Source organism: Streptomyces sp. NPDC036764, from assembly GCF_055609385.1.
The window spans coordinates 284,527-308,383 of the sequence record NZ_JBVJPT010000001.1 but is presented as its reverse complement, the minus strand read 5'-3'; the positions used below and the strand labels follow the sequence as shown (position 1 = coordinate 308,383).

23 protein-coding genes and 1 pseudogene are annotated in these 23,857 nt (G+C 72.6%); 15 read left to right on the top strand and 9 right to left on the bottom strand.

What is annotated here, in order from left to right; translation table 11 throughout:
- Nucleotides 1-74: 74 nt before the first annotated feature.
- Nucleotides 75-656 carry an Rv1733c family protein gene (locus ACZ69Q_RS01320; RefSeq protein ID WP_471034266.1) on the bottom strand — a complete coding sequence of 194 codons (582 nt, stop codon included), beginning with the start codon at nt 654-656 and terminating at the stop codon, nt 75-77.
- 55 nt (nt 657-711) lie between these two features.
- On the opposite strand from ACZ69Q_RS01320, the pseudogene ACZ69Q_RS01315 reads away from it, so the two are divergent.
- Nucleotides 712-1,263: pseudogene (locus ACZ69Q_RS01315) on the top strand (MurR/RpiR family transcriptional regulator); the annotation flags it as partial.
- Between the two features lie 129 nt (nt 1,264-1,392).
- On the opposite strand, the gene ACZ69Q_RS01310 reads toward ACZ69Q_RS01315, so the two are convergent.
- Nucleotides 1,393-2,418 (bottom strand): BadF/BadG/BcrA/BcrD ATPase family protein, encoded by a 1,026-nt coding sequence (locus ACZ69Q_RS01310; protein ID WP_471034263.1) that lies wholly within the window; start codon nt 2,416-2,418, stop codon nt 1,393-1,395.
- 460 nt (nt 2,419-2,878) lie between these two features.
- On the opposite strand from ACZ69Q_RS01310, the gene ACZ69Q_RS01305 reads away from it, so the two are divergent.
- On the top strand, nt 2,879-4,111 hold the full coding sequence (locus ACZ69Q_RS01305) for a lysylphosphatidylglycerol synthase transmembrane domain-containing protein (protein WP_471034261.1): 1,233 nt from the start codon (nt 2,879-2,881) through the stop codon (nt 4,109-4,111).
- 25 nt (nt 4,112-4,136) lie between these two features.
- Here the strand turns inward: ACZ69Q_RS01305 and ACZ69Q_RS01300 are convergent, their stop codons facing one another.
- From ACZ69Q_RS01300 to ACZ69Q_RS01280, 5 genes are all read right to left on the bottom strand, one after another.
- A complete protein-coding gene (locus ACZ69Q_RS01300) occupies nt 4,137-4,883 on the bottom strand; it encodes a PP2C family protein-serine/threonine phosphatase (RefSeq protein ID WP_471034258.1) in 747 nt (248 codons plus the stop codon).
- Nucleotides 4,884-5,035: 152 nt separating this feature from the next.
- A complete protein-coding gene (msrB, locus tag ACZ69Q_RS01295) occupies nt 5,036-5,443 on the bottom strand; it encodes a peptide-methionine (R)-S-oxide reductase MsrB (RefSeq protein ID WP_471034255.1) in 408 nt (135 codons plus the stop codon).
- A 13-nt stretch (nt 5,444-5,456) separates the two neighbouring features.
- Nucleotides 5,457-6,845 carry a UDP-N-acetylmuramate--L-alanine ligase gene (murC, locus tag ACZ69Q_RS01290; protein WP_471034253.1) on the bottom strand — a complete coding sequence of 463 codons (1,389 nt, stop codon included), beginning with the start codon at nt 6,843-6,845 and terminating at the stop codon, nt 5,457-5,459.
- 183 nt (nt 6,846-7,028) lie between these two features.
- Complete coding sequence (locus ACZ69Q_RS01285; protein ID WP_471034251.1) at nt 7,029-7,502, bottom strand: indole-3-glycerol phosphate synthase; 474 nt, start codon at nt 7,500-7,502, stop codon at nt 7,029-7,031.
- A gap of 156 nt (nt 7,503-7,658) precedes the next feature.
- Entirely contained in the window at nt 7,659-8,540 is an 882-nt protein-coding gene (locus tag ACZ69Q_RS01280) for a pyrimidine reductase family protein (RefSeq protein WP_471034248.1), read from the bottom strand.
- A gap of 178 nt (nt 8,541-8,718) precedes the next feature.
- Between ACZ69Q_RS01280 and zapE the strand changes: the two genes are divergently transcribed.
- From zapE to ACZ69Q_RS01235, 9 genes are all read left to right on the top strand, one after another.
- Complete coding sequence (gene zapE, locus ACZ69Q_RS01275; protein ID WP_471034247.1) at nt 8,719-9,828, top strand: cell division protein ZapE; 1,110 nt, start codon at nt 8,719-8,721, stop codon at nt 9,826-9,828.
- A 193-nt stretch (nt 9,829-10,021) separates the two neighbouring features.
- Nucleotides 10,022-10,426: a hypothetical protein gene (locus ACZ69Q_RS01270; protein ID WP_471034245.1), complete on the top strand. Its 405-nt coding sequence runs from the start codon at nt 10,022-10,024 to the stop codon at nt 10,424-10,426.
- Nucleotides 10,427-10,504: 78 nt separating this feature from the next.
- Nucleotides 10,505-11,083 (top strand): carbonic anhydrase, encoded by a 579-nt coding sequence (locus ACZ69Q_RS01265; protein ID WP_471034243.1) that lies wholly within the window; start codon nt 10,505-10,507, stop codon nt 11,081-11,083.
- A gap of 5 nt (nt 11,084-11,088) precedes the next feature.
- Entirely contained in the window at nt 11,089-12,546 is a 1,458-nt protein-coding gene (locus ACZ69Q_RS01260) for a SulP family inorganic anion transporter (protein ID WP_471034240.1), read from the top strand.
- A 152-nt stretch (nt 12,547-12,698) separates the two neighbouring features.
- Nucleotides 12,699-13,634: a slipin family protein gene (locus ACZ69Q_RS01255; protein WP_471034237.1), complete on the top strand. Its 936-nt coding sequence runs from the start codon at nt 12,699-12,701 to the stop codon at nt 13,632-13,634.
- A 90-nt stretch (nt 13,635-13,724) separates the two neighbouring features.
- Nucleotides 13,725-15,122: a PhoX family protein gene (locus ACZ69Q_RS01250; RefSeq protein WP_471034234.1), complete on the top strand. Its 1,398-nt coding sequence runs from the start codon at nt 13,725-13,727 to the stop codon at nt 15,120-15,122.
- Nucleotides 15,123-15,185: 63 nt separating this feature from the next.
- Nucleotides 15,186-16,679 carry a serine/threonine-protein kinase gene (locus ACZ69Q_RS01245; RefSeq protein WP_471034232.1) on the top strand — a complete coding sequence of 498 codons (1,494 nt, stop codon included), beginning with the start codon at nt 15,186-15,188 and terminating at the stop codon, nt 16,677-16,679.
- 96 nt (nt 16,680-16,775) lie between these two features.
- The gene (locus tag ACZ69Q_RS01240; RefSeq protein WP_471034230.1) at nt 16,776-17,630 is read left to right on the top strand and encodes a polysaccharide deacetylase family protein; all 855 of its coding nucleotides are present in this window, start codon (nt 16,776-16,778) and stop codon (nt 17,628-17,630) included.
- Between the two features lie 18 nt (nt 17,631-17,648).
- Complete coding sequence (locus tag ACZ69Q_RS01235) at nt 17,649-17,828, top strand: hypothetical protein (protein WP_471034228.1); 180 nt, start codon at nt 17,649-17,651, stop codon at nt 17,826-17,828.
- Here the strand turns inward: ACZ69Q_RS01235 and ACZ69Q_RS01230 are convergent.
- Together ACZ69Q_RS01230 and ACZ69Q_RS01225 are read right to left on the bottom strand one after the other, a co-directional pair.
- A complete protein-coding gene (locus tag ACZ69Q_RS01230) occupies nt 17,820-18,491 on the bottom strand; it encodes an ABC transporter (RefSeq protein ID WP_471034226.1) in 672 nt (223 codons plus the stop codon). The genes ACZ69Q_RS01235 and ACZ69Q_RS01230 overlap by 9 nt on opposite strands.
- On the bottom strand, nt 18,488-19,360 hold the full coding sequence (locus ACZ69Q_RS01225) for an ABC transporter ATP-binding protein (protein WP_471034224.1): 873 nt from the start codon (nt 19,358-19,360) through the stop codon (nt 18,488-18,490). The genes ACZ69Q_RS01230 and ACZ69Q_RS01225 overlap by 4 nt, the downstream gene beginning before the upstream one ends.
- A 79-nt stretch (nt 19,361-19,439) precedes the next feature.
- On the opposite strand from ACZ69Q_RS01225, the gene ACZ69Q_RS01220 reads away from it, so the two are divergent.
- The 4 genes from ACZ69Q_RS01220 to ACZ69Q_RS01205 all read left to right on the top strand — a co-directional run bounded on the left by ACZ69Q_RS01220 (nt 19,440) and on the right by ACZ69Q_RS01205 (nt 23,777).
- Entirely contained in the window at nt 19,440-20,171 is a 732-nt protein-coding gene (locus ACZ69Q_RS01220; protein WP_471034222.1) for a peptidyl-tRNA hydrolase, read from the top strand.
- Nucleotides 20,172-20,322: 151 nt separating this feature from the next.
- The gene (locus ACZ69Q_RS01215) at nt 20,323-21,801 is read left to right on the top strand and encodes an MbnB/TglH/ChrH family RiPP precursor modification enzyme (protein WP_471034220.1); all 1,479 of its coding nucleotides are present in this window, start codon (nt 20,323-20,325) and stop codon (nt 21,799-21,801) included.
- A gap of 272 nt (nt 21,802-22,073) precedes the next feature.
- On the top strand, nt 22,074-22,877 hold the full coding sequence (locus ACZ69Q_RS01210; RefSeq protein WP_471034217.1) for a DUF4142 domain-containing protein: 804 nt from the start codon (nt 22,074-22,076) through the stop codon (nt 22,875-22,877).
- Nucleotides 22,878-22,979: 102 nt separating this feature from the next.
- Nucleotides 22,980-23,777 (top strand): TIGR04222 domain-containing membrane protein, encoded by a 798-nt coding sequence (locus ACZ69Q_RS01205; protein ID WP_471034216.1) that lies wholly within the window; start codon nt 22,980-22,982, stop codon nt 23,775-23,777.
- Nucleotides 23,778-23,857 lie beyond the last annotated feature (80 nt).

The window sequence follows — 23,857 nt, the reverse complement described above, 5'->3', positions numbered from 1 at the left end:
CCGTCGGGTGACGGTGGACTGAGCAGGGCCCCGGAGTCGCTCCGGGGCCCTGAACGCAGCTCATCGCGTCCGCTTCAACCCGTCTTCCACCCCCACGGCGTGTCCAGCCGCTCCCACTCGGCGGCCCACTGGTCCAGGCGGCGCCGCTCGATCCCGAGCCGAACCACCCAGGCGGACCCCAGCACGAGGCCCGCGGTGCCCGCCCCGGCCAGGAAACCTCCGGCGACCGCGTGCAGCAGCATCTCGGTCTGCGACAGCGGCTCCTTGGGCAGGACCCCGCTGCGGTCCGTCCATACGTCGACCTTGCCGCCCGCCTTCGTGTGCGGCGGCACCCGCGCCTCGTCCGTGCGCGTCGAGCCGTTCGGGTCGGTCCAGCGGACGGGGGCCCACACCAGATGGTCGCTCGTCACCCGCGCCGGCCCCGGATCCTCCGCGTCCTTCACCAGGACTGCCGTCACCTTGTGGCTCTGGGCCCGCTGGTGCTCCGCCGAGCGCACGACCGCGTCCGCCGCCGCCAGGCCCCCGAAGACGGCGCCGACCAGCGCGAGCAGCCATCCGCACAGAACGACCCAGGCCTCGATGACGTCGCTTCGCCGCCGCAGCGGATTGCGCCGCCACCGCCACAGCCGCACCTTCGTGCACTCCGACACAGCCATGCCGACACCCCCTTGAGCACCGACAGCACCTTTCCAGTGTGCGCCTGTCGGCACGGATCTGCGTGCGGTGCAGCAGACCATCGACCGCATCGACCTCGACGCGATCGAGCGGGCCGCGCTGGCGGCGGCGCGGGCCCGCCGGATCGATGTGTACGGGGTCGGCGGCAGCGGGCCCGTGGCGCAGGAGACCGAGACCCGCCTGTTCCGGATCGGCTGCGCGGTGCGCGGCTGGACCGAGGTGCACGCGGCCGCCACCTCGGCCGCCCTGCTCACCCCGGCGGACGTGGCCGTCGGTATCTCGCACTCCGGGGCCACCCGGGAGACCGTCGAGCCGCTGGAGCTGGCCAAGGAGCGCGGCGCCACGACCGTGGCGATCACCTCGGACCCACGCTCGGCGCTCGCCAGGGCCGCCGACATCCGGCTGATCTCGACCGCCTCGGAGACCAACTTCCTCACCGGCACCGGCGGCCGGCACTCTGTCCTGGTGCTGATCGACTGTTTCTATGTCCGGGTCGCCCAGCTCTCCTACCAGCGCGCGAGCGCCTCGCTGGCGCTGACGGACCACATCGCCTCGCAGCACTCGGTGAAGTCCCGGCGCACGCGCTGAGCGCACCCTTCCGACGGGCGGCGCGTGCGCGCTGCCCCGTGCGGTCGGCCCCCTCTGACGAGCAACTCGGACGCCGTGACTCCTGTCCTGTCGGTGGCGCGTGCGCGTTCCCCGTGCGCGGCAGTGCGTTCAGATGGCGAGCCGGGCGAGAGCCACCGCGCCCCGGCAGCCGTCCGTCACCCGGTCGAGCGTGAGCCCCAGGGGCCGGAGCCGGGCCGTGAGGGGGGCGGTCAGTGGGCCGTCCGGGCCGAGGAGGCCGCCGGTCACGACGATCCGTTCGCCGGGGCGCGGGGCGAGTGCGCGGACGGTGTCGGTGAGGTGGTCGGCGGCCGTGGCGAGGATCCCGTCGGCGACCGTGTCCTGGTGCCGGGCCGCTTCGGCTGCCAGCGGTGCGAGTTCGGCCAGTCGCATCGGCGGGCGGTCCATGACGGTGGGGAGCACGTGCTCGCGGTAGGCCTCGCGCCGGGCCCGGGTCCAGGACGCCACGTCGTACGGGCCCGGGGCGTCCGGCGGCAGGACGTCCTCCGGGACGCCCAACGCCCGCCCGACGGACGCGCCGAGCGCAGTGGGCCCGCCCCGCCCGTCCGCCATGCGCAGCGCCACTCGTACCGCCTCGCGCCCGATCCAGAAGCCGCCACCGTCGTCGCCGAGCAGCCAGCCGTCGCCGCCGGCGGTCTCGATGCAGGCGCGCCCGTCGATGCGCACCGCCACCGCGCCGGTGCCGGCCACCAGTGCGAGTCCGTCGGCGGGATGGCCGGGCGCCGAGGCGAACACGGCCTCCATGTCACTGTGGATCTCGACCACGCCGGCGCCGATGCCCAGATGGCTCAGCGCCACGGTGAGCGCGGCGTACGCCCGGACCCGTCCCGCCTCGTCCGGCGCGGTGCGCGAGGCGCCGGCGAACCCGCCCGCCACGGCCACCACTTGGCCGCGCAGCTCCCTGGGCACGGCTAGGCCGATGGCCTCGGCGAGGTGCTCGGTGAGCTGGTGCCCGGGAACGGTCAGGGCGTTGCCGGGCCCGGAGACGCCCTCGCCTTCGGGATCACCGTCGCCCGCGGGCGCCAGGACGGCGCGCGTGCGGGTGCCGCCGGCGTCCAGGCCGACGACGTAGGCCGGTGCCCGGTCTGGCGAGCTCTGGTCCAAATCACTATTCATTGACGCCCATGGTGGTTGTTACATTCGAGTACGTTCACGACGAACGGACGAACGGACGAACAAGGCCAAGCCCCGCACAGGAGCAAAGCCCCGGACCGCGGGCGGGCCCGGCCCGAGGAGGATCCCATCCATTCCCTCCGCTTCGGCGTCAACCACACACCCCGCCACGGCTGGTTCACTCCTGGCACGACTTCGCCCCGGCACGCGCGCGTGTAAACCCGGCGCCCCGGAGCCGCACACCCCGGCCGCCTCTCCGACCCGCTCGTGCGCCGGCACTCCGCTCCGCAGCGCGTCGTCGCTCATCCGCCGACGCCCCGTCGGTTCCCGGACACCGTCACTTCACGCCGGGCGGGCACGTTGCCGTCGTCCCCTCCTGCCCTTGCCCTCTAGCCCTCCTGCCCTCGCCCTCTAGCCGTCCGCTCGCGTCCGCGCGGGTGCGACGCGGAAGGACGACCGCGCCGTGTCCTCCTCGCTCCCGCTCAGCGATCTCCCCGGACCGCTGCCCGCCTGCCCCGCCCCCGCCATCTCCGCGGCCCCGACTTTCCCGACCGTCCCCACGGTCCCGACTTTCCCGGCCGTACTCGCGGCCCCAGCTCTCCCCGCCGTCCCCGCGGCCCCGGCCCTCCCCGCAGTCCCCGCTGCCGCCGTACCCTCCGCCCCAGCCCTCCCCACCGTCTCCGCGGCCCCAACTCTCCCGACCGTCTCCGCGGCCCCGGCCCTCCCCACCGCCCCCGCAGCCCCCGCCCGCTCCCTCCTCACCCCCGCGCGCCTCGCCCGCCACGTGCTGACGCTGCTTCCGCTCCTGTTGATCGGGGCGTGGGCGGCGGCCGACTGGCGCACCGTTCGTGACGGCGTCGCCCGGCTCGCCTCCGCCGACCCCTGGTGGCTGCTGGCCGGCCTCTTCTTCACCTGCATGGGGTGGGTGGTCGCCGCGCTGGTGCGCCAAGGGGCGATACCGGACCGGCTGCCGCCGGGCCTGCTGCTGGCGTCGCAGTTCGCGGCCGGCGCCGCCAACCACGTCCTGCCGGCGTCCATCGGCGCCCACGCCGTCACCCTGCGTTTCCTCCAGAGCCAGGGCATACCCCTGGCCCGGGGAACCGCGTCACTCGCCCTGTACTCGCTGGCCAAGCCGGTCGCGAAGACGGTCGTGCTGCTCGGCTTCCTCATAGCCTTCCCCGAGCTGCTGCACCTGGGCGAGCTCATCCCGGACCGGCGGACCCTGGCCCTGGTGGCCGCGGGCGTGGTGGCGGCCCTCGTCACGACGGCCGTACTCATGACGACGGTACGAGCGCTGCGCCGCCCCCTCCTCGGCTTCGTACGCACCGCCCTGACCGACGCCCGCATCCTGCACACCCGGCCCAGCCGCGTCCTCGCGCTCTGGGGCGGCGCGGCGGCCACCCCGCTGCTGCAGGCGAGCGTGATCGCCTCGGTCGGCTTCGCGCTCGGTCTGCCGCTGTCCTGGACGCAGGTGACCCTGGCCCTCCTCCTGGCGAGCACGGCCGTCGGAGCCGTACCCGCACCCGGCGGAATCGGCCCCGTGGACGCGGCCCTGGTGTTCACGATGGTCACCTTCGGCGCCCCGATGGGCCTGGCCGCGGCGACCGTCATCGGCTTCCGCGTCCTGACGGTCTGGGTCCCGCTGCTGCCCGGTGCGCTGGTGCTCTCGATCATGGTCCAGCGCAAGATCCTCTGACCGGGAAGGGACCAAGGACGCGCCGCTACTCCCGCCCGATCCGCACCACGGCCACCGTGATGTTGTCGGGCCCGCCGGCCTCGATCGCGGCCTTCCACAGCTCGAAGGCCGCACGGCCGTCGTCGTGCTCGCCCAGGATCTCCTCCACGACGTCCGTGGTCACCGGGTCCGTGAGGCCGTCCGAGCAGATGAGATAGCGCTCGTCCGGTGCCGGGGTCTCGGACGTGACGTGGGGCTGGACGGCACGGTAGGCGGGCGAGCCGCCCAGGCACTGGGTGACCAGGGAGACGGTCCGGCCGGGCGGGTGCGGCGGATTGTCGTCGACGCTGACCTGGCGCAGCCCGTCGCCCCCGGCCGCGAAGACCTGGCTGTCGCCCACGTTGAACACCAGCACCGAGTCGGACTGCACGACGACACCGGCGACCGTCGTACCCATGGCGGTGAGCTCGGTCTCCTGGTCGCCGCCGGCCGCCTGGTAGACGGCGCGATTGCAGGCGTTCACGGCCTCGCGGACGGCGACCTCGCTGCTCAGGGCCGGCCCCAGCGCCGAGAGCTGCCGGGCGACCAGGGAACTGGCCACATCCCCGCCGGGATGCCCCCCGAGCCCGTCGGCGACGGCCACGACGAGGGGAGTCCCGAGCGGGAAGACCAGGGTCTGCGGATTCTCGGTCACAGTGCCGCACAGGGTCCACGGCCCGACGACGAGGCTGTCCTCGTTCCGCTCGCGCAGCAGTCCCGGATGGCTGATCGCACTCACAGCGACGTACGGCACGAGCCGCCACCGCCTTCCCGCACGGATCGCGACGCCGGGCCGGACCTCCGACCCGCCTTCCGGATTACGAGTCTAGGAACACCCGCATCACCCGTGCCAGCGCACCCGGACGTGCCACCGGCCGCGGACCGGCGGTCAGTCCTCGTCGGCGGTCAGTCCTCGTCCGCTGTCAGCCGCAGCGAGATGCTGTTGATGCAGTAGCGCTGGTCGGTCGGCGTCGCGTACCCCTCGCCCTCGAAGACGTGCCCGAGGTGGGACCCGCAGCGGGCGCACCGCACCTCGGTCCGCACCATCCCGTGCGAGCGGTCCTCGATGAGCTCGACCGCGTCGGTGTCCTTCGGGTCGTAGAAGGACGGCCAGCCGCAGTGCGACTCGAACTTGGTGGTGGACGTGAAGAGTTCGGCGCCGCAGGCGCGACAGGAGTAGACGCCCTTGGCCTTGGTGTTGGTGTACTCACCGGTGAAGGCGGGCTCCGTGGCGGCCTCGCGCAGGACGGCGTACTCGGCCGGGGTCAGCTCCGTGCGCCACTGCTCGTCCGGCTTCTCGACGTCGTACGACATGGGTGTGTGCCCCTCACTTCGACATGCGGTCCAGGATGAGCGGGCCGAGGTCGGTGACATCGCCCGCGCCCATGGTGAGAACGAGATCACCGGGCTTCGCCATTCCCGCGACGAGCGAGGGCACCTCGCTCTTGTCGGACACGGCCGTCACCTCGGCGCCCGCCGCCCGGGCCGCCTCGATGATCAGCTCGCTGGTGATGCCGGGGATCGGGTCCTCGCGGGCCGGGTAGATGTCCAGGACCAGCGAGGCGTCGGCCAGGGCGAGGGCGTCGCCCATCTCCTTGCCGAGCTCCTGGGTGCGGGAGAACAGGTGGGGCTGGTAGACGACCACGATCCGGGCGTCCCCTGCGGCGGCCCGCATCGCCTCCAGGTCGGCGGTCATCTCGGTCGGGTGGTGGGCGTAGGAGTCGATGACCTGGACGCCCGCGGCCTCGCCCTTGAGCTGGAGGCGCCGCTTCACACCGGTGTAGGCCGCGATCGCCGGGGCCAGCTCGGCGGCCGGGACGCCCAGCGCCGCGCCCGCCGCGAGGGCGGCGACCGCGTTCAGGGCGTAGTGGCGGCCCGGGACGGAGACCGCGAAGGTGAGTTCCTGGCCGTCCAGCAGGACGGTGACCTGGCTCTTCAGCCCCTGCGCCACGATGGACAGCACTCGTACGTCGGCGTCCTCGGCCTCGCCGTACGTCACCGTCCGCACGGTCCCGGACACCCGCCGGGCCAGCTCGCGCGCCCCGTCCTGGTCCGCCGAGATCACCAGCGTCCCACCCTCGACGATGCGGTCGGCGAACGTCACGAAGGACTCGTAGATCTCGTCCATCGACGCGTAGTTGGCGTGGTGGTCGAGCTCCACGTTCAGCACGATCGCGACCTCGGGCGCGTACTTGTGGAAGCTGCGGTCCGACTCGTCCGCCTCGGCGACGAAGATGTCGCCGTCGCCGTGCAGGGCGTTCGAGCCGGGGGCGTCCAGGTCGCCGCCGATGGCGTACGACGGCTTCAGGCCCAGCTCGGTCAGGGAGACCGCCAGCATCGACGTGGTGGTCGTCTTGCCGTGCGTGCCGGCGACGGCGATCGGGCGCAGGCCGCCCATCAGCGCGGCGAGCGCATCGGAGCGGTGCACCACCGGGATGCCCAGCTCGGCGGCGCGGGCCAGCTCCGGGTTGTCCTGCCGGATCGCCGACGACACCACGACACAACTGGCGTCGTCGGCGAGGTGCTCCGCCGCGTGCCCGATGTGCACGGTCGCGCCGAGCGCCCGCAGCGCCTCGGCGGTCGCCGACTCCCTGGCGTCGCTGCCGGCCACCGCGGCCCCGCGCTGCGCGAGGATCTTCGCGATCCCGGACATCCCGGCCCCGCCGATGCCGATGAAGTGCGGTCGGTCCATGGCGGTGGGAATGCCGGGTGCCATGCGTGTTCTCCCAGGATTGCGATACGACGGTGAGGCCCCAGCCTATTGGGTGAGGAGGCTCTCCCCGCGCATGGGACACCGGGACCGGTGCCCACCCAAGCGGCGCGGGGAACCGCGCGACCAGCCACCGACAACCGGCACCCGGCAATTCCCCCGGTCCCGCACGGCGCTCCCGGCGAGCCGCTACGCCTCGCTGTGCGAGAACAGCTTCAGCACCGGCACCCCCACCTTGTGCCGGGCCCTCGACGCCCAGTCCCGGTGGAAGAACTCCTCCACGTAGTGGGGATCGGTCAGCACGATCACCTCGTCCGCGCCGACCTCGTCCACCACGGCCCTGAGCGCGTCCAGCGGATGGTCCTCGAGGAGTCGCCCGTCCGCCTGTGCCCCGGCCGTGCGCAGCGCCGTGAGCGACACCTCCAGCGCCCGCTCCCCCATGCTCAGCGCTTCTTTCCCCTCGGGGGTCTCTCCCTCCCGGACCGCCTCGTCCAGCTCGCCGAGGGCGATGTCGTCGATGGCGCGCAGCAATCTGTCGGCCTGCTCGCCGCGCGGCTGGAGCAGCAGATGAAAGGCGACCTCCTCGTCACCGTGCAAAGTGGTGACGAACTCCACGTCGGCGGACGTCAGGGCCTTCTCGATCATCAAAACGCTTGTGAACACCGGGGCGCCCCTTCTGCGGAAACCATCCTGCCCCGCGCTCGCACGGGGACTGCGAGTTTTAGTGTGCCCGGCGGAAGCTAAACGGAACGGCCAATTCCGCCGTTTTCAGGATCACGGCATCGCATCCATAGAACCCATTTCCGGGTCGGCCTAACCTCAACTCCGCCGGTACCGGCTGAACAGGAAACCCTCCTCCTCCAGCAGGGACACCAGCTCGAACCGTTTCGGGACCGCCACCGATGGCCCGCCGGCGATGCGCTGGGCGTCGCCCGCGGTGAGCATCGGGGAGATCGTCAGACAGAGCTCGTCGAGCACGCCCGACGCCACGAGCTGGCCGAGCAGCCGCGGCCCTCCCTCGGTCAGCAGACGGGTGTACCCGAGTTCGGCCAGGGCCCGGACGGCACGGACGGGGTCCACGCCGACGCCGTCACCGGCGATCACCACCCGGGCGCCCGATTTCTCCGCCGCCGCCATCCGGTCGGGGGCCGCGGCGGCGCCGGTCAGGATCAGCGTGGGTACCGAGGGCGAGGTGAACAGCGGCAGGCCGAAGTCCAGGTCGAGGCTCGCGCTGATCACCGCGATGGCGGGCGCCGGCCCCTGCCCGGCCGCTTCACGCGCCTCGGCGAACTCCGCACGCGCGCGTGCGGGGCGGTACCCCTCCTGCCGTACCGTTTCGGCACCGACGATCACGACGTCCGCCAGCGCCCGCAGCGTGCCGAAGATCCGCATGTCGGCCGCGGTGGAGATGGGCTGCGACCGGCCGTCGTGCTGAGCGGCCCCGTCCAGCGTGGACACCATGTTGGCCCGCAGCCAGGGCTGCGGATCGCCGGGGCCGGGCTCCGGATAGGCGTAGGCGACAGCGAGCTCGGCGAGGCTCCACTCACGGTCGACGAGGTCGCCACCGGGAAGGCCGACGGCACCGCCACGAGCCCCGCCCCGGGGAACGCCGGCCTCCTGGGCGCCGGCACCCGCCGCGCCACCGGACCCGGCAGACCCGCCACCGGACCCCGCACCCGCACGGGCACCGCCACCGGTCATGCCGCCCGACCCGCCGCCGGGCGCCCCTCCGGGACCACCGGCCGCAGGCCCACCTCCGGCCGCTCCACCCCCGCCTTCCCCGGCCGAACCGCCGGAGGCCCTCGCTGCTGTTTCATCGGTCACAGGGAACAGGCGTCGCATGTCAAGGAGTGTGGCACGGCGCTTACCATGGTGACCCGTGTCGTCCTCCACAGCCGCGTCCAAGCCGAGCGCGATAGCCGAAGCGAGCCCGCTGTCCCTGTGCGCCCGTGAGCCGCACGTGCCGGCGGACCGCCTGGTCGCCGAGATGGTGCCGCCGCCCCGCTTCGACTCGGTCCGCTTCAGCACCTACATCCCGGACCCGAACCAGCCCAGCCAGACCGAGGCGGTCGGGGTCCTGGAGTCCTTCGCGGGCGGGCTCGGCGGGGCGCACGCGAGCGGCGCGGGCAAGGCCAAGCGCGGCTTCCTCGGATTCGGCCGGTCCAAGGCCCCCAAGACCCCGGCCGGGCCTCGCGGCGTCTACCTCGACGGCGGCTACGGCGTCGGCAAGACCCACCTGCTCGCCTCCCTCTGGCACGCCACCCCGGCCGAGCCGGCCCTGAAGGCGTTCGGCACGTTCGTCGAGCTGACCAACCTCGTGGGCGCCCTCGGTTTCCAGCAGACGGTGCAGACCCTCTCCGGTCACCGGCTGCTGTGCATCGACGAGTTCGAGCTCGACGACCCGGGCGACACCGTCCTCGTCTCCACCCTGCTCGGCAAGCTCGTCGACGCGGGCGTGGCGCTGGCCGCCACCTCCAACACGCTGCCCGGCAAGCTCGGCGAGGGCCGCTTCGCGTCGGCCGACTTCCTGCGTGAGATCCAGGGCCTCGCGGCCCACTTCCGCGCCCTGCGCATCGACGGCGAGGACTACCGCCACCGCGGTCTGCCCGAGGCGCCGGCGCCGTACTCCGACGAACAGGTGACGAAGGCGGCGTACGCCACCGAAGGCGCCTCGCTCGACGACTTCCCGCATCTGCTGGAGCACCTCGCCCGCGTCCACCCCAGTCGTTACGGTGCGTTGACCGATGGCCTGAAGGCCGTGTGCCTCACCGACGTGCAGCCGATTCCGGACCAGTCCACCGCGCTGCGGCTCGTCGTGCTCGCCGACCGGCTCTACGACCGTGAAGTCCCGGTCCTGGCCTCGGGGTTGCCCTTCGATCGGCTCTTCAGCGAGGAGATGCTGAAGGGCGGCTACCGCAAGAAGTACTTCCGCGCCATCTCGCGACTCACCGCCCTGGCGCGCGACGCCAAGGGCCTCGTCGCCGCCTGACGCCCCGCCATCCCTGAACTCCCCCTGGTCAAGGGGGAGTTCAAGCCATGCCACCCTGCCATTTCAGGCTCTCTTCAGGTTGAAACGTTAAGTTAACCCTGCAAACAACTTTGCCGGGCTAATGTGTTTCTTGACCAACGGTTGACCAAGCGTTGGCATGCATATGAGGTGTGGAGCGTCTGGAGGGAGGCGTATGTTCCGAGGTACGACGGCCCGGACCGTGGTTTCGATCCTCGCCGCTGTCCTGATCGCCCTCCAGTTCTTCGCACCCACCGCTTCCTTCGCACACGCGCATACGGTCAGTCAGGCCGAGGCCAAGGCCCTTCCCGGAATCAAACCCTCCGGGAAGGCGCTGCGCGACGAAACCCTCATGTCCCGCGAGTGCACACCGTCGGGTGATGGGGACCCGACCGGTCCACTGCGCACCCGGGACCGTTCACGCCTCGCCGACTGCGGGCCCACGACGCCCGACCGGCCCCTGCTCAGCCGGGACCCCGCCGCCGCGTACGCGCCCGCCATACCCGGCTCGGCGCATGACCGCACGTCGAGATCGTCGACGTCGCACACCCCGGCCGCGCTTCAGGTCTTCCGCTGCTGAGAAGCAGAGCAGTCCCCCCACCTCTGTCATGCAAACCCCGACGCGCCAACAGCGGCGCGCCAGGAGGAGTCACCACACATGCAGCCCCTCATCGACAACGCCCGCATGTTCGGACAGCGCCCTGAGGAGTTCGCCAGGCTCGCCGAAGGGCAGTCTCCGCAGGTCCTGTTCATCACCTGCTCCGATTCCCGGGTCGTCCCGGCCCTGATCACGGGCGCCCGCCCCGGCGAGCTCTTCGAGCTGCGCACCGCGGGCAACATCGTCCCGCCGTACGCCTCCGAGCACCCGACCAGCGAGGCGGCCACCATCGAGTACGCCGTGGAGGTCCTCGGCGTGCGCGACATCGTGGTCTGCGGCCACTCCCACTGCGGGGCCGTCGGCGCGCTGGTGCGCGGCGACGACCTGGACGCCGTGCCGGCCGTGCGCGACTGGCTCGCGAACGCCACCCCGCGCCCCACCGGTGCCGCCGAGGACCCGGAGGTCGCCGAGGGCGTCCAGGCCCATGTGCTGACGCAGTTGCTGCGGCTGCGCTCGTACCCGTTCATCGAGAAGAAGCTGAAGGAGCGTCAACTGGCCCTGCACGCCTGGTACTACGAGGTGCACAAGGGCGCCGTGCGCGCCCACAGCGCCGAGACCGACGCGTTCGAGGCGCTGTGATGGCCATGCTGACCAAGTTCCCTCACATACGGCAGGACTTCGCCGCCTCGCTGGTCGTCTTCCTGGTCGCGCTGCCGCTGTGCGTCGGCGTGGCCGTCGCCTCCGGAGTCCCGGCCGAGCTCGGGCTCGTCACCGGCATAGTCGGCGGCATCGTCACCGGGCTGATGCGCGGCAGCAGCCTCCAGGTCTCCGGGCCCGCCGCAGGTCTGACGGTGCTGGTCTACGAGGCCGTCCAGGAGTTCGGGCTGCCGGTCCTCGGTGTGCTGGTGCTCGCCACGGGCCTGCTCCAGCTCCTCATGGGCGCCCTGAAGCTGGGGCGCTGGTTCCGGGCCATCTCGGTCTCCGTGGTCGAGGGCATGCTGGCCGGTATCGGCCTGGTGCTCATCGCCGGCCAGCTCTACGCCGTCGCGGACACCAAGGCGCCCGCCTCGGGTCTGGAGAAGATAGCCGGGCTGCCCGGCGCGCTCGCCCGGGCAGCCGGGGACACCGAGGCGCTGGCCTCCATCGCACTGGGCGCCGGCACCATAGCCGTACTGGTGCTGTGGAAGCGCCTGCCGCGCCCGGTGCGCGCCGTTCCCGGCCCGCTGGCGGCCGTGGGTCTGGCCACACTGGTCACCGCGGTGTTCGCGCTGCCGGTCGCCACCGTCGAGGTCAAGGGCCTGCTGGGCTCCGTCCAGCCGCCGTCCCTGAGCGCGTTCGGCGAGCTCGCGAACGTCGGCGTGCTCGCCACGATCGTCGCCTTCACCCTCATCGCGTCCGCCGAGTCGCTGTTCAGCGCGGCGGCCGTGGACCGGCTGCACGACGGGCCGCGCACCGAGTACGACAAGGAGCTGATGGCGCAGGGCGCCGGCAACACGGTCTGCGGTGCGCTCGGCGCGCTGCCGATGACCGCGGTCATCGTGCGCAGCTCCGCCAACGTCCAGGCGGGCGCGAGGACCAAGGCGTCCCGGGTCATGCACGGCGTGTGGCTGCTGCTGTTCGCGGCGCTGCTGCCCGCCACGCTGGCCCTGATCCCGATCCCCGCGCTGGCCGGCATCCTGGTCCACGCCGGCTTCAAGCTGATCCCCTTCCGCGGGATCGTCTCCCTGTGGCGGGGCCACCGGGGCGAGGCGCTGATCCTCGTCGTCACCGCCCTGTCGATCGTCGCGGTGAACATGTTCGAGGGCGTGCTGATCGGTCTGGCCCTGTCGGTCGCCAAGACCGCCTGGGAGGCCTCGCACGTGAAGCTGGAGGTCATCGACAAGGGCGCGGGACCCATCCAGGCGTACCTGTCGGGCAACGCGACCTTCCTCAGGCTGCCGAAGATCCTCGACAGCCTGGAGGCCCTGCCGCAGGACCGCCCGGTGGAGCTGAACCTCTCCGGGCTGCACCACCTCGACCACGCCTGCCGTACGGCCCTGGAGAACTGGGCCGAGCGGCACAGTGCGGCGGGCACGGAACCGGTGCGGGTCACGGCGCCCTGACCGGCGTACCCCCACCGCGAGGCATGACCCCCGGTGAGGCATGACCCCTGGTCCGGGGCCGACCGTGGCCCCGGACCAGACAGCGGGCTTATCTTTACAGGGCATACCGTTACAGGAGCGTACGGAACGGACCTCTCGATGAGGAGGTCGTCATGGTCGAGGAAGTACTGGGCATCGTCGCGGGAGTGGCTGCCGCGGGAGCCGTGTACGTGGCGGCCGCGGCGCGGGTCGTCAAACAGTACGAGCGCGGGGTGGTCCTGCGGCTCGGGCGGCTCGCGGGAGAGGTACGGGCTCCCGGGTTCACGTTGATCGTTCCGATCGTGGACCGGCTGCACAAGGTCAACATGCAGATCGTCACGATGCCGGTGCCGGCCCAGGAGGGCATCACCCGCGACAACGTGACCGTGCGCGTGGACGCGGTCGTGTACTTCAAGGTGATCGAGCCCGCGAGCGCGCTGATCAAGGTCGAGGACTACAAGTACGCGGTCTCGCAGATGGCGCAGACGTCCCTGCGCTCGATCATCGGCAAGAGCGACCTGGACGACCTGCTCTCCAACCGCGAGAAGCTCAACCAGGGCCTGGAGCTGATGATCGACAGCCCGGCCATCGGCTGGGGCGTGCAGGTGGACCGCGTCGAGATCAAGGACGTGTCACTGCCGGAGTCGATGAAGCGCTCCATGGCGAGGCAGGCCGAGGCCGACCGTGAGCGGCGGGCCCGCATCATCAACGCGGACGCCGAACTGCAGGCGTCCAGGAAGCTGGCCGAGGCCGCCCATCAGATGGAGGACACCCCCTCCGCGCTCCAGTTGCGCCTCCTGCAGACGGTGATGGCGGTGGCCGCGGAGAAGAACTCCACGCTGGTCCTGCCCATCCCGGTGGAGCTGCTGCGCTTCCTGGAGAGGGGCGGCGAGGAGCACGAAGACAAGCCGACCCCGCGGCGCTATGCCGCTCCCGCCGTGGAGAGCTCCGCCGACAACGGCGACCAGTTGGCCGTCGAGCCCCCGGCCGAGCCGGCGATCGAGCCTCCGCCCGAGCGGGAGGTCGAGCGGACGATCGACGACATCATCGAGGACGCCTCCGACAAGTGACACGTGCTACGCGCGTGGTTCCAGAGGCCCGAGGCAGATGATAGACACAGCGGGGTCACAGTTCCTGTCCGCCAGCAGGAAGGCTGCCCCATGTCCGAAAACGCGCCCGTAGCCGCGTCCGACTCCACGACACGTCGTCAGCTTCTCGCCCGCACCGGAGCGTTGGGCGTCTCGATCGCCTTCGCGGGAAATGTCTCCGAACTCTTCGCGGGCACCGCCGCCGCACAGAACCTGGGCCACACCGGTTACGGCCCGCTCGTCCCCGACCCCGACGGTCTGCTCGATCTGCCGGAAGGTTTCCGCTACCGGGTCCTCTCCCGCGAGGGCGACCGGCTCCGCTCGGGCGAGGGCCCGGTCCCGTCCAACCACGACGGCATGACGGCCCTGCCCGGCAGGGGCGGTCGCGTCCATCTGGTCCGCAACCACGAGAACCGCGCCGACGGCAGGGTCCCCGTCCCCACGGTCGCGGGCCTCACGTACGACCCGGCCGGCAAGGGCGGCTGTACGGCCCTGACGCTCGACCGGCACGGCAACGTCCTGTCGGAGCGGGTCGCCATCGCCGGTACGGCCGTCAACTGCGCGGGCGGGCCCACCCCTTGGGGCACCTGGCTGACCTGCGAGGAGACCGAGGACCGGGCCGGCACCAACGGCTACACCAAGGACCACGGCTTCATCTTCGAGGTCGACCCGGCGAACCCGTACGCCTCAGGCGCGGTCCCGCTGACCGCGATGGGCCGCTTCCAGCACGAGGCGATCGCGGTGGACCCGGGGCGTGGCGTCGTCTACGAGACCGAGGACGCCTTCCTCAAGCCCTTCGGCCTCTTCTACCGCTTCCTGCCGCACCAGCCGCACGGCGGCCTGGGCACCCTGCGTGCGGGCGGCCGGCTCCAGGCGATGCGGGTGCCGGGTGTGCCCGACCTGTCGTCGATCCAGGAGCCGGGCGCGAGCTTCGAGAACATCGAGTGGGTCGACGTACCGGACCCGCTGGCCACCCGGACCCCCATCCGCCTCCAGGACTTCGGCCCGAAGGGCATCACGCACGCGCAGAAGCTGGAGGGTTGTTACTGGGGCGGTCGCAGCGTCTACTTCGTCTCCTCCTTCGCCCACAGCGCCGAGGGCTCGGCGGCCGACCACTACGGCCAGATCTGGCGCTACGACCCCACCGCCCGCCGGCTCACCCTGGTGATCGTCTTCGGCCCCGACACGGACGTGCGGCTGCCCGGCGAGTCCCCGGACAACATCTGTCTCGCTCCCAGCGGCGGCCTCATGGTCTGCGAGGACGGCAACGGCGCCCAGCACGTCTTCGGCGTGACACGGCACGGCGAGGTGTACGCGATGGCACGCAACGCCCAGAACCTCGGCACCCCCGAGGAGCCGGAGTGGGGCGAGTTCGCCGGGGTCACGTTCTCGCCGGACGGCCGGACGATGTACGTCAACTGCTACACACCGGGCACGACGTTCGCGGTGACCGGACCCTGGCGCAAGTGACGGCCGGATCACGGGACTCCCCGCGGAAGCCTCCCCTCCGCGGCGTCCTCTAACCTGTGCGGCATGAACGCACCGGGGGATGTCGTCGACGGCCGCTTCGAGCTGGTGGAACGGCTCGGCAGTGGAGGCATGGGCACCGTGTGGCGGGCTCGCGACACGGTGCTCGACCGCGAGGTCGCGCTCAAGGCGGTGCGGTCCGACGCGGACACGGTCGGCGTGGTGCGCGAGCGCGTGATGCGGGAGGCGCGGGCGCTTGCCCGGCTCAGCCACCCCAACGTGGTGACGGTCCATCAGATCGTCGCCGCGGAACCGCATCCGTGGATCGTCATGGAGCTGGTGCCGGGCGTCTCGCTGCAACAGCGGCTGGACGAGGGTCCGTTGACGCCCGCCGGGGCGGCCAGGCTCGGCCGGCAGGTACTCGCCGCCCTGCGGGCCGCGCACGCCGCGGGCATCCACCACCGGGACGTCAAGCCCGCCAACATCCTGCTGCGGCCCGACGGCAGCGCCGTCCTCACCGACTTCGGCATCGCCGTCCTCCAGGGCACGACGGGCCTCACGGCCACCGGTGAACTCGTCGGCTCGCCCGAGTACATGGCACCGGAGCGGATCCGGGGCCATGGCGACGACCCCGCCGCCGACCTCTGGTCGCTGGGCGTCGTGCTGTACGTCTGCGCCGAAGGCATCAGCCCGCTGCGCCGCCCGACCACCCTCGCCACCCTGGCCGCCGTGCTCGACGACCCGCTGCCTCCGCCGTCCCGCTCGGGCCCGCTGACGCCGGTGCTCGAAGCGCTGCTGGTCCGGGATCCGGCGGCCCGCCCGGACGCCGCGCAACTGGACGCGATGCTGGCGCAGGTGGAGTCGGGGGCGACGCCGTACTGGACCGCCCAGCCGACGATGACCGCGACCGCGCCGCACCCGATGCCGGCGCCCACCCCCACCCAGTTGGACACCCCGCGCCCCACGGTCCCGCAGCGAGCGGGCGGCACCCGGCGCCGCACGCCCCTCGTGGCGGCCGCGGCCGTGGCGCTGGCGCTCGCCACGGCCACGGCACTGGTCCTCACGCTGCGCACCGGCGACACCGACGGCGGCACCGGCGGCGACAAGGCGGGCGCCAACACGAAGCCGTCGACCGCGGCATCCACACCCGGCCGGCCGAACCAGCAGCCGTCCCCGTCGCCGTCGCCCATCCGCAAGACCCCCACTCGCACACCCGTCGGCAACCCGTCCGGCCGCTGGATCGCCCAGCTCCACTCCGAACCCGTCTCCGCGGGCATCGCCAACCGCGACAGCAGGCTCGCCACGATCCGTCGCTCCGTCCCCCAGGCCAAGGTCCTGCGCAGCGACGACTACGCCTCCCTGCGCGGCGGCTTCTGGGTGTTCTACGCCCCGGGCCCCTTTCCCGACGGCCGTGCGGCCCTGAGCTTCTGCGCCGAGCATGACCGCACCACGGTGAACACCTGCATCGGCCGCTACCTGAGCAAGAACCCGGCGGAGTTCGGCCTCCAGTGCCGCCCACCGGCCTCCGCACCGACGGGCACCTGCACCCGCAAGGACTGAAAGGGCCGGGAGGGCCGGCCCGCCGGGCGGGTGACACGGGCCCGGCACACCTGCCGGTATGGCGAAATGGCCATTTGATCACCATATCTTCATTCGGTGATCACTCCTGTACGACGCGTCACCGCGGTCTGCGCCCTGGTCGCGGCCCTCAGCACGCTCGCCGCGTGCGGGGCGCACGAGACGACCCGTGCTCCCCTCCCGGCACCCAGCGCCACCGCCGCCTCCCCCGTGGTCAAGCCGCCGACGCTCGCGCCCGGCCCGGCCGGCACGACCCCCGTCTTCGAGCACGGACCACGCGACGGGGGCCGGAGGGTCGCGCTCACCTTCGACGCCGACATGACCGCCGACCAGGGGCCGCGGGCGGCGCAGGGCGAGCGGTTCGACAATCCCGGACTGATCGCGGCGCTGCGGGAGTTGAAGGTGCCGGCGACCGTGTTCATGACGGGGCGGTGGGCGCAGGAGTACCCGCGGCAGGCCCGGTCCATCGGCCGGGACCCCCTCTTCGAGGTCGCCAACCACTCCTACAGCCACTACGCCTTCACCGATCACTGCTACGGGCTGCCGACCATCGGCGAGGAGCGGATGCGCGCGGACGTGGAGCGGGCGTACTCGGTGTTCCGGAAGGTGGGGATCCGCGATGCGATGCCGTACTTCCGGTTTCCGGGCGGGTGCTACGACCGGCGGGTCCTCAAAGCGCTGACCCCCCTCGGTGTCACGGCCGTGCAGTGGGACGTGGTGAGCGGGGACGCGTTCGCGACGGACGCCGCCGCGGTCGCCCGGGAGGTGCGGCGCGGGGTACGGCCCGGGTCCGTGGTCGTCCTGCACTGCACGCGCAGTGCCGCCCCGACGACCGAGCGGGTGGTCCGCAGCGTCGTCCCGGAGCTGCGCGCGCGGGGTTTCCGGCTGGTGAAGGTGTCCGAGCTGATCGGGGCCGCGAGCGGGCGGGGCTGAGCGTCCTACGCTGGAGTCATGAGCGAGGACTACTGCACGATCGCCGACGCGGCGAAGCCGCCGAAGGCGGAGGGGCCGCCGTATGCGGACTGCGTGTTGTGCCGGGAGCCGACGGAGTACCCGGAGTCGTACAAGGGGATCACGCTGTGCCCGGTCTGCGAATGGCAGGAGGCGCAGCGCACGGCCTGCTCAGGGTGACCTGCGGGACGTGAGCGCGCAGGCCGCCGCGGTCGCCGCCGCGGTGAGCAGCGCCGCGGCCGCCAGGGGCAGTACCGGCATCGGGACCGTGCCCGAGCGCGAGCCCGTGACCAGGCCGCTGACCGCCGCCTGTGCCGGGGAACCCGTCACCACCACGGACAGCAGGGCCGCGAGCAGCATCGTCGGCACCGCGCGGCCGGTCGAGCGCAGCACCGGCCAGGTGGTGAGGGCGCCGACGCCCGTGCCGAGCAGGGCGCAGGCCAGCGCGGCGAGCAGCCCGGCCGCGCCCGCCGGAAGCCGGGGCACGCGCATCTGGTGATCCGCGCTCGCCGGGGCGCTGATCAGGGTCACGGCGACGACCGCGACCGCTCCCAGGGCGACGGCGGTGGCCAGTGCCACCAGAAGCGCGGCGAGGTGCGCCCGCCCGGGACCGACCGCCGCGGAGACGCAACTGCGGGCGGCGGGCGGTTCGTTGGTGACGCAGATCCGCACCAGCCAGGCGGCGACGGGCAGCAGGGCCGCGGCCGCGTAGCCGAGCGAGTCGAGGATCGGCTGGCCGCTCTGCACGCCGATGCCGAGGAACGCGACGTACAGGATGAACGGCGGCAGCCAGCGCTGTGAGCGGGCGAGCAGGGCGGCCTGGTATCTGAGCAGGGCGGTCATCGGTGGCTCTCGTGATCAGGGGTCGGCTGCGGGCTCACGCTCACCACGTGCCAGGGCGGCCGGGCGGTGAGCAGGGCGCGCAGGAGGATGTCCGAGTGGGACGCGGGCACGGTGAGACGGTGGGTGCCGGGCGTGGCTTCCTCGGCCGAGACGCCCGTGCGGGCCGCTTCGGCAGGGAGCTGCCCGCCCTTCGGGCCCTGGACGACGACGGTCACGCGCGGACCGTCCGACTCCGCGGGTGGTCGCTCACCGCGAAGCTCCAGTCCCGCCTCGCGCACGGTGTACGTGGCGTCGGGCGCCCCCGACAGGCGGCGCGGGTCGTGGTCCACGAACACCACGGCGGTGCCGCCCGCGGTCCGTTCGGCGACGGCCCGCTCCAGCTCCGCGCGGGCGTCGGTGTCGAGGCCGGTCCATGCCTCGTCCAGTACGAGCAGCTCCGGTTCGGCGAGCAAGGCCTGCACGACGGCGACCTTCTGGCTGCTGCCCTTCGACAACTGGGCCATGGGGGTACGGGCGTAGGGGGCGGCGCCGAAGCGGTCCAGCCACTCCAGGGCGGCGCGGGTGGCCGCCGCCCGGGACAGGCCGTGGACCGTGCCGAGGTGGGTCAGATAGCCGAGGGCGGTGAAGGGGAGCGCGGTGGGGAAGCGTTCGGGGACGTACGCGGTACGGGGGCGGCCGGTGACGCGGCCTTCGGAGGGGGCGTCTATGCGGGCCAGGAGGCGCAGGAGGGTCGATTTGCCGGTGCCGTTGGGCCCTTCTATGCGGATGAGGGTGCCGGGCCGCACGGTGAGATCGATGCCGCGTAAGACCCATGGGCCGCGCAGGCCGTAGCGGCGGCCCACGTTGTCCAGACGAAGATCGCGTTGCATGGGGGACATCTTGTCGTACGGCGGCTGCGGGTCAGTGGGGGCTGGTCGCGCAGATCCCCGCGCCCCTTAAGGTGCTGTCGTGAGCCATGATTCGAGGTCCAGCGGCGACAGTCCCTTTCGGACCGAGCCCCACGCACGCGACGCGGCGCCGCAGTTCGTGCTCCCGCTCGTCGTCCGTATCGAGCGGACCGATCCCCCGGCCCGCACCGACGCGCTGGAGACCTCCGCCCGTGCCGTGCTGACGATCCTGAGCGACGAGCGCTCGCTCGGCGAGGGCGAATGGGCCGAGGCCATGCGCGGCTGGCAGGACGCCCGCATCCGCAAGGTCGTGCGACGGGCCCGCGGGGCCGAGTGGCGGCGGGCGGAAGGCCTGCCCGGGATCACCGTCACCGGCAAGTCGGCCGAGGTGCGTGTCTTCCCGCCCGTGCCGCTGGACGGCTGGCCCAAGGAGCTGGCGAAGCTCCAGGTGTCCGGAACCGACCTCGACGATCCGGAGCCGCCGGTGGACGCCGACCCCTCGGCGCCGGTGCTCTGGCTGAACCCCGAGCTCGACATGTCGGCCGGCAAGACGATGGCGCAGACCGGGCACGCGGCCCAGCTCGCCTGGTGGGAGCTGTCGGACGAGGAGCGGGCAGCCTGGCGTGACGCGGGGTTCCCCCTGGCCGTACGGACCGCGGACCCGGCGCGCTGGGGTGAGCTGACGAGCGGCGCGCTGCCGCTGGTGCGGGACGCGGGGTTCACGGAGATCGCGCCCGGCTCGTGCACGGTCGTCGCCGACCATCCGGCGCTGCGGGAGACGCCCCGCGGTTGAACATCCCGGGCGTCCCGCCCGTACGAGCCTGTGGCGGGGCGCGGTCCCAACCTCAAATGTTGCTCTGAAGGTGGCCCCCGAGGGGTTCGGCTCCCTGCTCAGGGGCCATACCCCCGTCACATCCGACACGGAGCAGGCCGAGGAGGGGACGATGGAGCGACTGGGCACGGGAATCGGATGGCGTCCGGAGATCGCGGACGCCGTGGAGCGCATGCCGGGCATCGACTGGGTCGAGGCCGTCGCCGAGAACGTCTGCCCCGGGCATCTGCCGGAGTCCCTGGTACGACTGCGGGAGCGCGGCGTCACCGTGGTCCCGCACGGCGTCTCGCTGGGCCTCGGCGGCGCCGAGCGGCCCGACGCCGGGCGGCTGACCGCGCTCGCCGAGCGGGTGGAGGCGCTGGGGGCGCCGCTGGTCACCGAACACATCGCGTTCGTACGGGCGGGCGGTGCGCTGACCGCCTCGCCGGTCCTGGAGGCCGGGCACCTGTTGCCGGTGCCGCGCACCCGGGACGCCCTCGACGTGCTCTGCGAGAACGTCCGCATCGCGCAGGACGCGCTGCCGGTTCCGCTCGCCGTCGAGAACATCGCCGCGCTGATCTCCTGGCCGGGCGAGGAGATGACCGAAGGGCAGTTCCTGTACGAACTCGCCGACCGGACCGGCGTACGGCTGCTCATCGACGTGGCCAACCTGCACACCAACCACGTCAACCGGGGCGAGGACCCGGCCAAGGCGCTCGCCGAGCTGCCGCTGGAGGCCATCGCGTACGTCCATGTCGCGGGCGGTTTTGAACGCGACGGCGTGTGGCACGACAGCCACGCCCACCCCGTCCCCCAGCCGGTCCTCGACGTCCTGACCGACCTCGCCGCTCGTGTGTCCCCACCGGGGGTGCTGCTGGAGCGCGACGAGAACTTCCCCGAACCGGCTGAGCTGGAGCGGGAGTTGGGGGCGATCCGGGGGGCTTTGGAGAAGGGCGCCGCCGAGCGGACCGCAGCGAGCGGGACACCGGCGAAGGAGACCGCACGGGTGGCGGTGCGGGCCGAGAAGGCGACGTCGGCTCAGGGGACTACGTCCGCTCGGGAGACGGCGTCCGCTCAGGAGACGACGTCCACCCAGGAGACGGCGTCCGCTCAGGGGACTACGTCCGCTCGGGAGGCGGCGTCGGCCCAGGAGTCGAGGCCCGCCCAGGAGACGCCGTCGGCCCAGGAGGTCGTCGAGCCTGCCCGGCAGCGGCTTGGGCTCGCGCAGGCCGCCCTGCTCTCCGCCCTGGTCGCGGGGACGCCCGTGCCGGAGGGGTTCGACCGGGTGCGGCTCGGTGTGCAGGCGCGGGCGCTCGCCGGGAAGCGGGCGGACGTCGTGGCGAAGGTCGCGCCCGAGTTGCCGGTGATCCTCGGCGACCGGTACCGGCGGGCCTTCCTCGGGTACACGCACGGGCACCCGATGACCGGCGGCTACCGGCGCGACGCGCTGGACTTCGCCGGGTATCTGCTGGCCGACGGCCGCTGCGAGGACGCGCGGGTGCGGGCGGAGTTGCGGGAGTGGTGGCTGGAGCGGTCGGGGCCCGCGCCGCGGTCGAGGCGGCCGGGAGTTCGGCTGGCCCGGGCCACGCGCCGAGTGCTGCTGCGCCGGTGAACCGGAGCGGACCACGCCGAATCCCGCTCGCCGGTGGACGCGGCCGCGGCCCGCGAGTGTGCCGGGGTTAACACCCCGGCCCGCGCGACCCCTCACCCGCCCGCTTGGTCCGCGTTTGGCACCGTAGGCCCCTCGCCACCGCTACCTTTTCGCCCGTAACCGACCAGCTTGCAACCATTCGCTCCTGTACGGCAGTTGGGGTGGACGCCGAAGTAATATGCCAACCTCACCCCCGAAGCGCACTAACGTGCGGTGCCGCAACAGGAGGCACCATGCGATCGCGACAGCGACAGCGACCCCCGGTCAACGGCCGGGGCATCTTCAGCGGCACCGGGATCATCATCACGGGCCTGATGGCGACGCTGCTGGCGATGATCTTCCCGATCTGGTCGTACGCCGACCGGTCCGGGACGGGCCTCGACGTACTGAACGCCGACACCGTCTCCACCGGCTACGGGCCGCTGTCCGCCCTCGACCGCGACTTCATCACGAAGGTCCGGCTGGCCGGACTGTGGGAACTGCCCGCCGGCCGGCAGGCCCGGCAGAAGGGCACCACCCCGGCCGTACGGACCGCCGGCGAGCACCTCATCGAGGGGCACGCGTTCCTGGACGAGCGGGTGCGTGACGTCGCGGCCGAGCTCAGCCTCCAACTGCCCAACGAACCCACCGACCAGCAGCAGGAGTGGCTGGCGACCCTGAACGCCGCCCAAGGCGTGGAGTACGACAGCCGGTTCGCCAACATCCTGCGGCTGGCGCACGGCAAGGTCTTCTCCGTCGTCGCCCAGGTCCGGGCCAGTACACGCAACTCCCTGGTGCGCAAGCTCGCCGACGACGCCAACACCACCGTGCTGGACCACATCACGGTCCTGGAGGCCACCGGTTACGTCGACTTCGACGCCCTGGCACGGGACATGGTCGCCGACAGCACCCCGCCGCTCACCCCGCCCCCGGCCCCGCCCGGTCCGACCTCCGACCCCGCTCCGGCCGTACCGATGACGCCGCCCCCGTCGCCGACGTACACCTTGCCGTCGGCCGCCACCAGCCCGCGCCCGGAAGGCAGTTCCGGCGAGTCCTGACGCCCGCGTCCACAGGATCCGGAACGTCACATCCCGGCAACTCTCTGTCCGTATTGTGAACAAGGCATGGCGTCGCACAGAGCCTTGGCATAGAAACGCGGCATGTTCTGGGTGCTTCTTCTGCTGCTGGCCTGGGCCGTCGCGGGCACGGCGTGCACGCGCCTGTGCCTGGCCGCCGTACACGCCGCGGCCATGGACAGGAAAGAGGCGACCGCGGCCCGGGACCACGATCTGACGCTGTACGAGGCCGCCTTCCTGTCCGGCGGCCCCCGACGGGTCGCCGATCTGACCCTCGTCTCCATGGCGCGACAGCAGCGGCTGCTGCTCGCCCACACCGGCTGGGCGACCGTCGTCGACCCCCGCGGACGCGACGAGATGGAACGCTCGGTGATAGGCGCGATCGGGCCGGAGGGCCAGTCCCTGATCGAGCCGGTGCGGGACGCCGCGGCCGCCGCCGACGCGGTGGGCAGCCTCGGCGACCGGCTGGTCAGCGCGGGCCTCGCCGTGCCCGCCGGGGCGCGCGACGGCGTAGGCGCCTCGATCCGTCAGGTGCGGTTCGCCGCGGCGGTCGTGGCCGCGCTCGGCGCCATCGCCCTGCTGGCGCCCGCACAGTCGGACATGCCGGCACATCTGGTCGCGCTGTGGTTCGCGCTGCCGTTCGTGCTCACCCTGAGCTGCCTCGTCATCGCCCGCATCGAGATCCAGCCGTACGCGCGGTGGGCCTCCCCGGCCGGGCAGCGGCTGCTCAGCGCCCTGGTACGGCACTCCGGGGGCGGCGGCGACCGTACGTATCTCACCTCCGTGGCCCTTCGGGGCGTGCGCGCGATCGGCGAGCCGGACCTGCGCGCGGCCTTCGCGCACCGCGAGCAGCACCATGGGGCGACGCACCGGCGGGACTGACGGCGCCGGAAGTCGGTGACGCATAGGGGGCATTGCGGCGACTTCGGCGAGGCGGTGCTTGCCTTCATCAACAGACGAAC

Excerpts from the sequence above, each read along its gene's own strand:
- ACZ69Q_RS01320 (WP_471034266.1), bottom strand. The coding sequence starts at position 656 with ATGGCTGTGTCGGAGTGCACGAAGGTGCGGCTGTGGCGGTGGCGGCGC.
- ACZ69Q_RS01310 (WP_471034263.1), bottom strand. The coding sequence starts at position 2,418 with ATGAATAGTGATTTGGACCAGAGCTCGCCAGACCGGGCACCGGCCTAC.
- msrB (WP_471034255.1), bottom strand. The coding sequence starts at position 5,443 with ATGTCGTACGACGTCGAGAAGCCGGACGAGCAGTGGCGCACGGAGCTG.
- murC (WP_471034253.1), bottom strand. The coding sequence starts at position 6,845 with ATGGCACCCGGCATTCCCACCGCCATGGACCGACCGCACTTCATCGGC.
- ACZ69Q_RS01280 (WP_471034248.1), bottom strand. The coding sequence starts at position 8,540 with ATGACCGGTGGCGGTGCCCGTGCGGGTGCGGGGTCCGGTGGCGGGTCT.
- ACZ69Q_RS01270 (WP_471034245.1), top strand. The coding sequence starts at position 10,022 with ATGTTCCGAGGTACGACGGCCCGGACCGTGGTTTCGATCCTCGCCGCT.
- ACZ69Q_RS01265 (WP_471034243.1), top strand. The coding sequence starts at position 10,505 with ATGCAGCCCCTCATCGACAACGCCCGCATGTTCGGACAGCGCCCTGAG.
- ACZ69Q_RS01260 (WP_471034240.1), top strand. The coding sequence starts at position 11,089 with ATGCTGACCAAGTTCCCTCACATACGGCAGGACTTCGCCGCCTCGCTG.
- ACZ69Q_RS01255 (WP_471034237.1), top strand. The coding sequence starts at position 12,699 with ATGGTCGAGGAAGTACTGGGCATCGTCGCGGGAGTGGCTGCCGCGGGA.
- ACZ69Q_RS01250 (WP_471034234.1), top strand. The coding sequence starts at position 13,725 with ATGTCCGAAAACGCGCCCGTAGCCGCGTCCGACTCCACGACACGTCGT.
- ACZ69Q_RS01245 (WP_471034232.1), top strand. The coding sequence starts at position 15,186 with ATGAACGCACCGGGGGATGTCGTCGACGGCCGCTTCGAGCTGGTGGAA.
- ACZ69Q_RS01235 (WP_471034228.1), top strand. The coding sequence starts at position 17,649 with ATGAGCGAGGACTACTGCACGATCGCCGACGCGGCGAAGCCGCCGAAG.
- ACZ69Q_RS01230 (WP_471034226.1), bottom strand. The coding sequence starts at position 18,491 with ATGACCGCCCTGCTCAGATACCAGGCCGCCCTGCTCGCCCGCTCACAG.
- ACZ69Q_RS01225 (WP_471034224.1), bottom strand. The coding sequence starts at position 19,360 with ATGCAACGCGATCTTCGTCTGGACAACGTGGGCCGCCGCTACGGCCTG.
- ACZ69Q_RS01215 (WP_471034220.1), top strand. The coding sequence starts at position 20,323 with ATGGAGCGACTGGGCACGGGAATCGGATGGCGTCCGGAGATCGCGGAC.
- ACZ69Q_RS01210 (WP_471034217.1), top strand. The coding sequence starts at position 22,074 with ATGCGATCGCGACAGCGACAGCGACCCCCGGTCAACGGCCGGGGCATC.
- ACZ69Q_RS01205 (WP_471034216.1), top strand. The coding sequence starts at position 22,980 with ATGTTCTGGGTGCTTCTTCTGCTGCTGGCCTGGGCCGTCGCGGGCACG.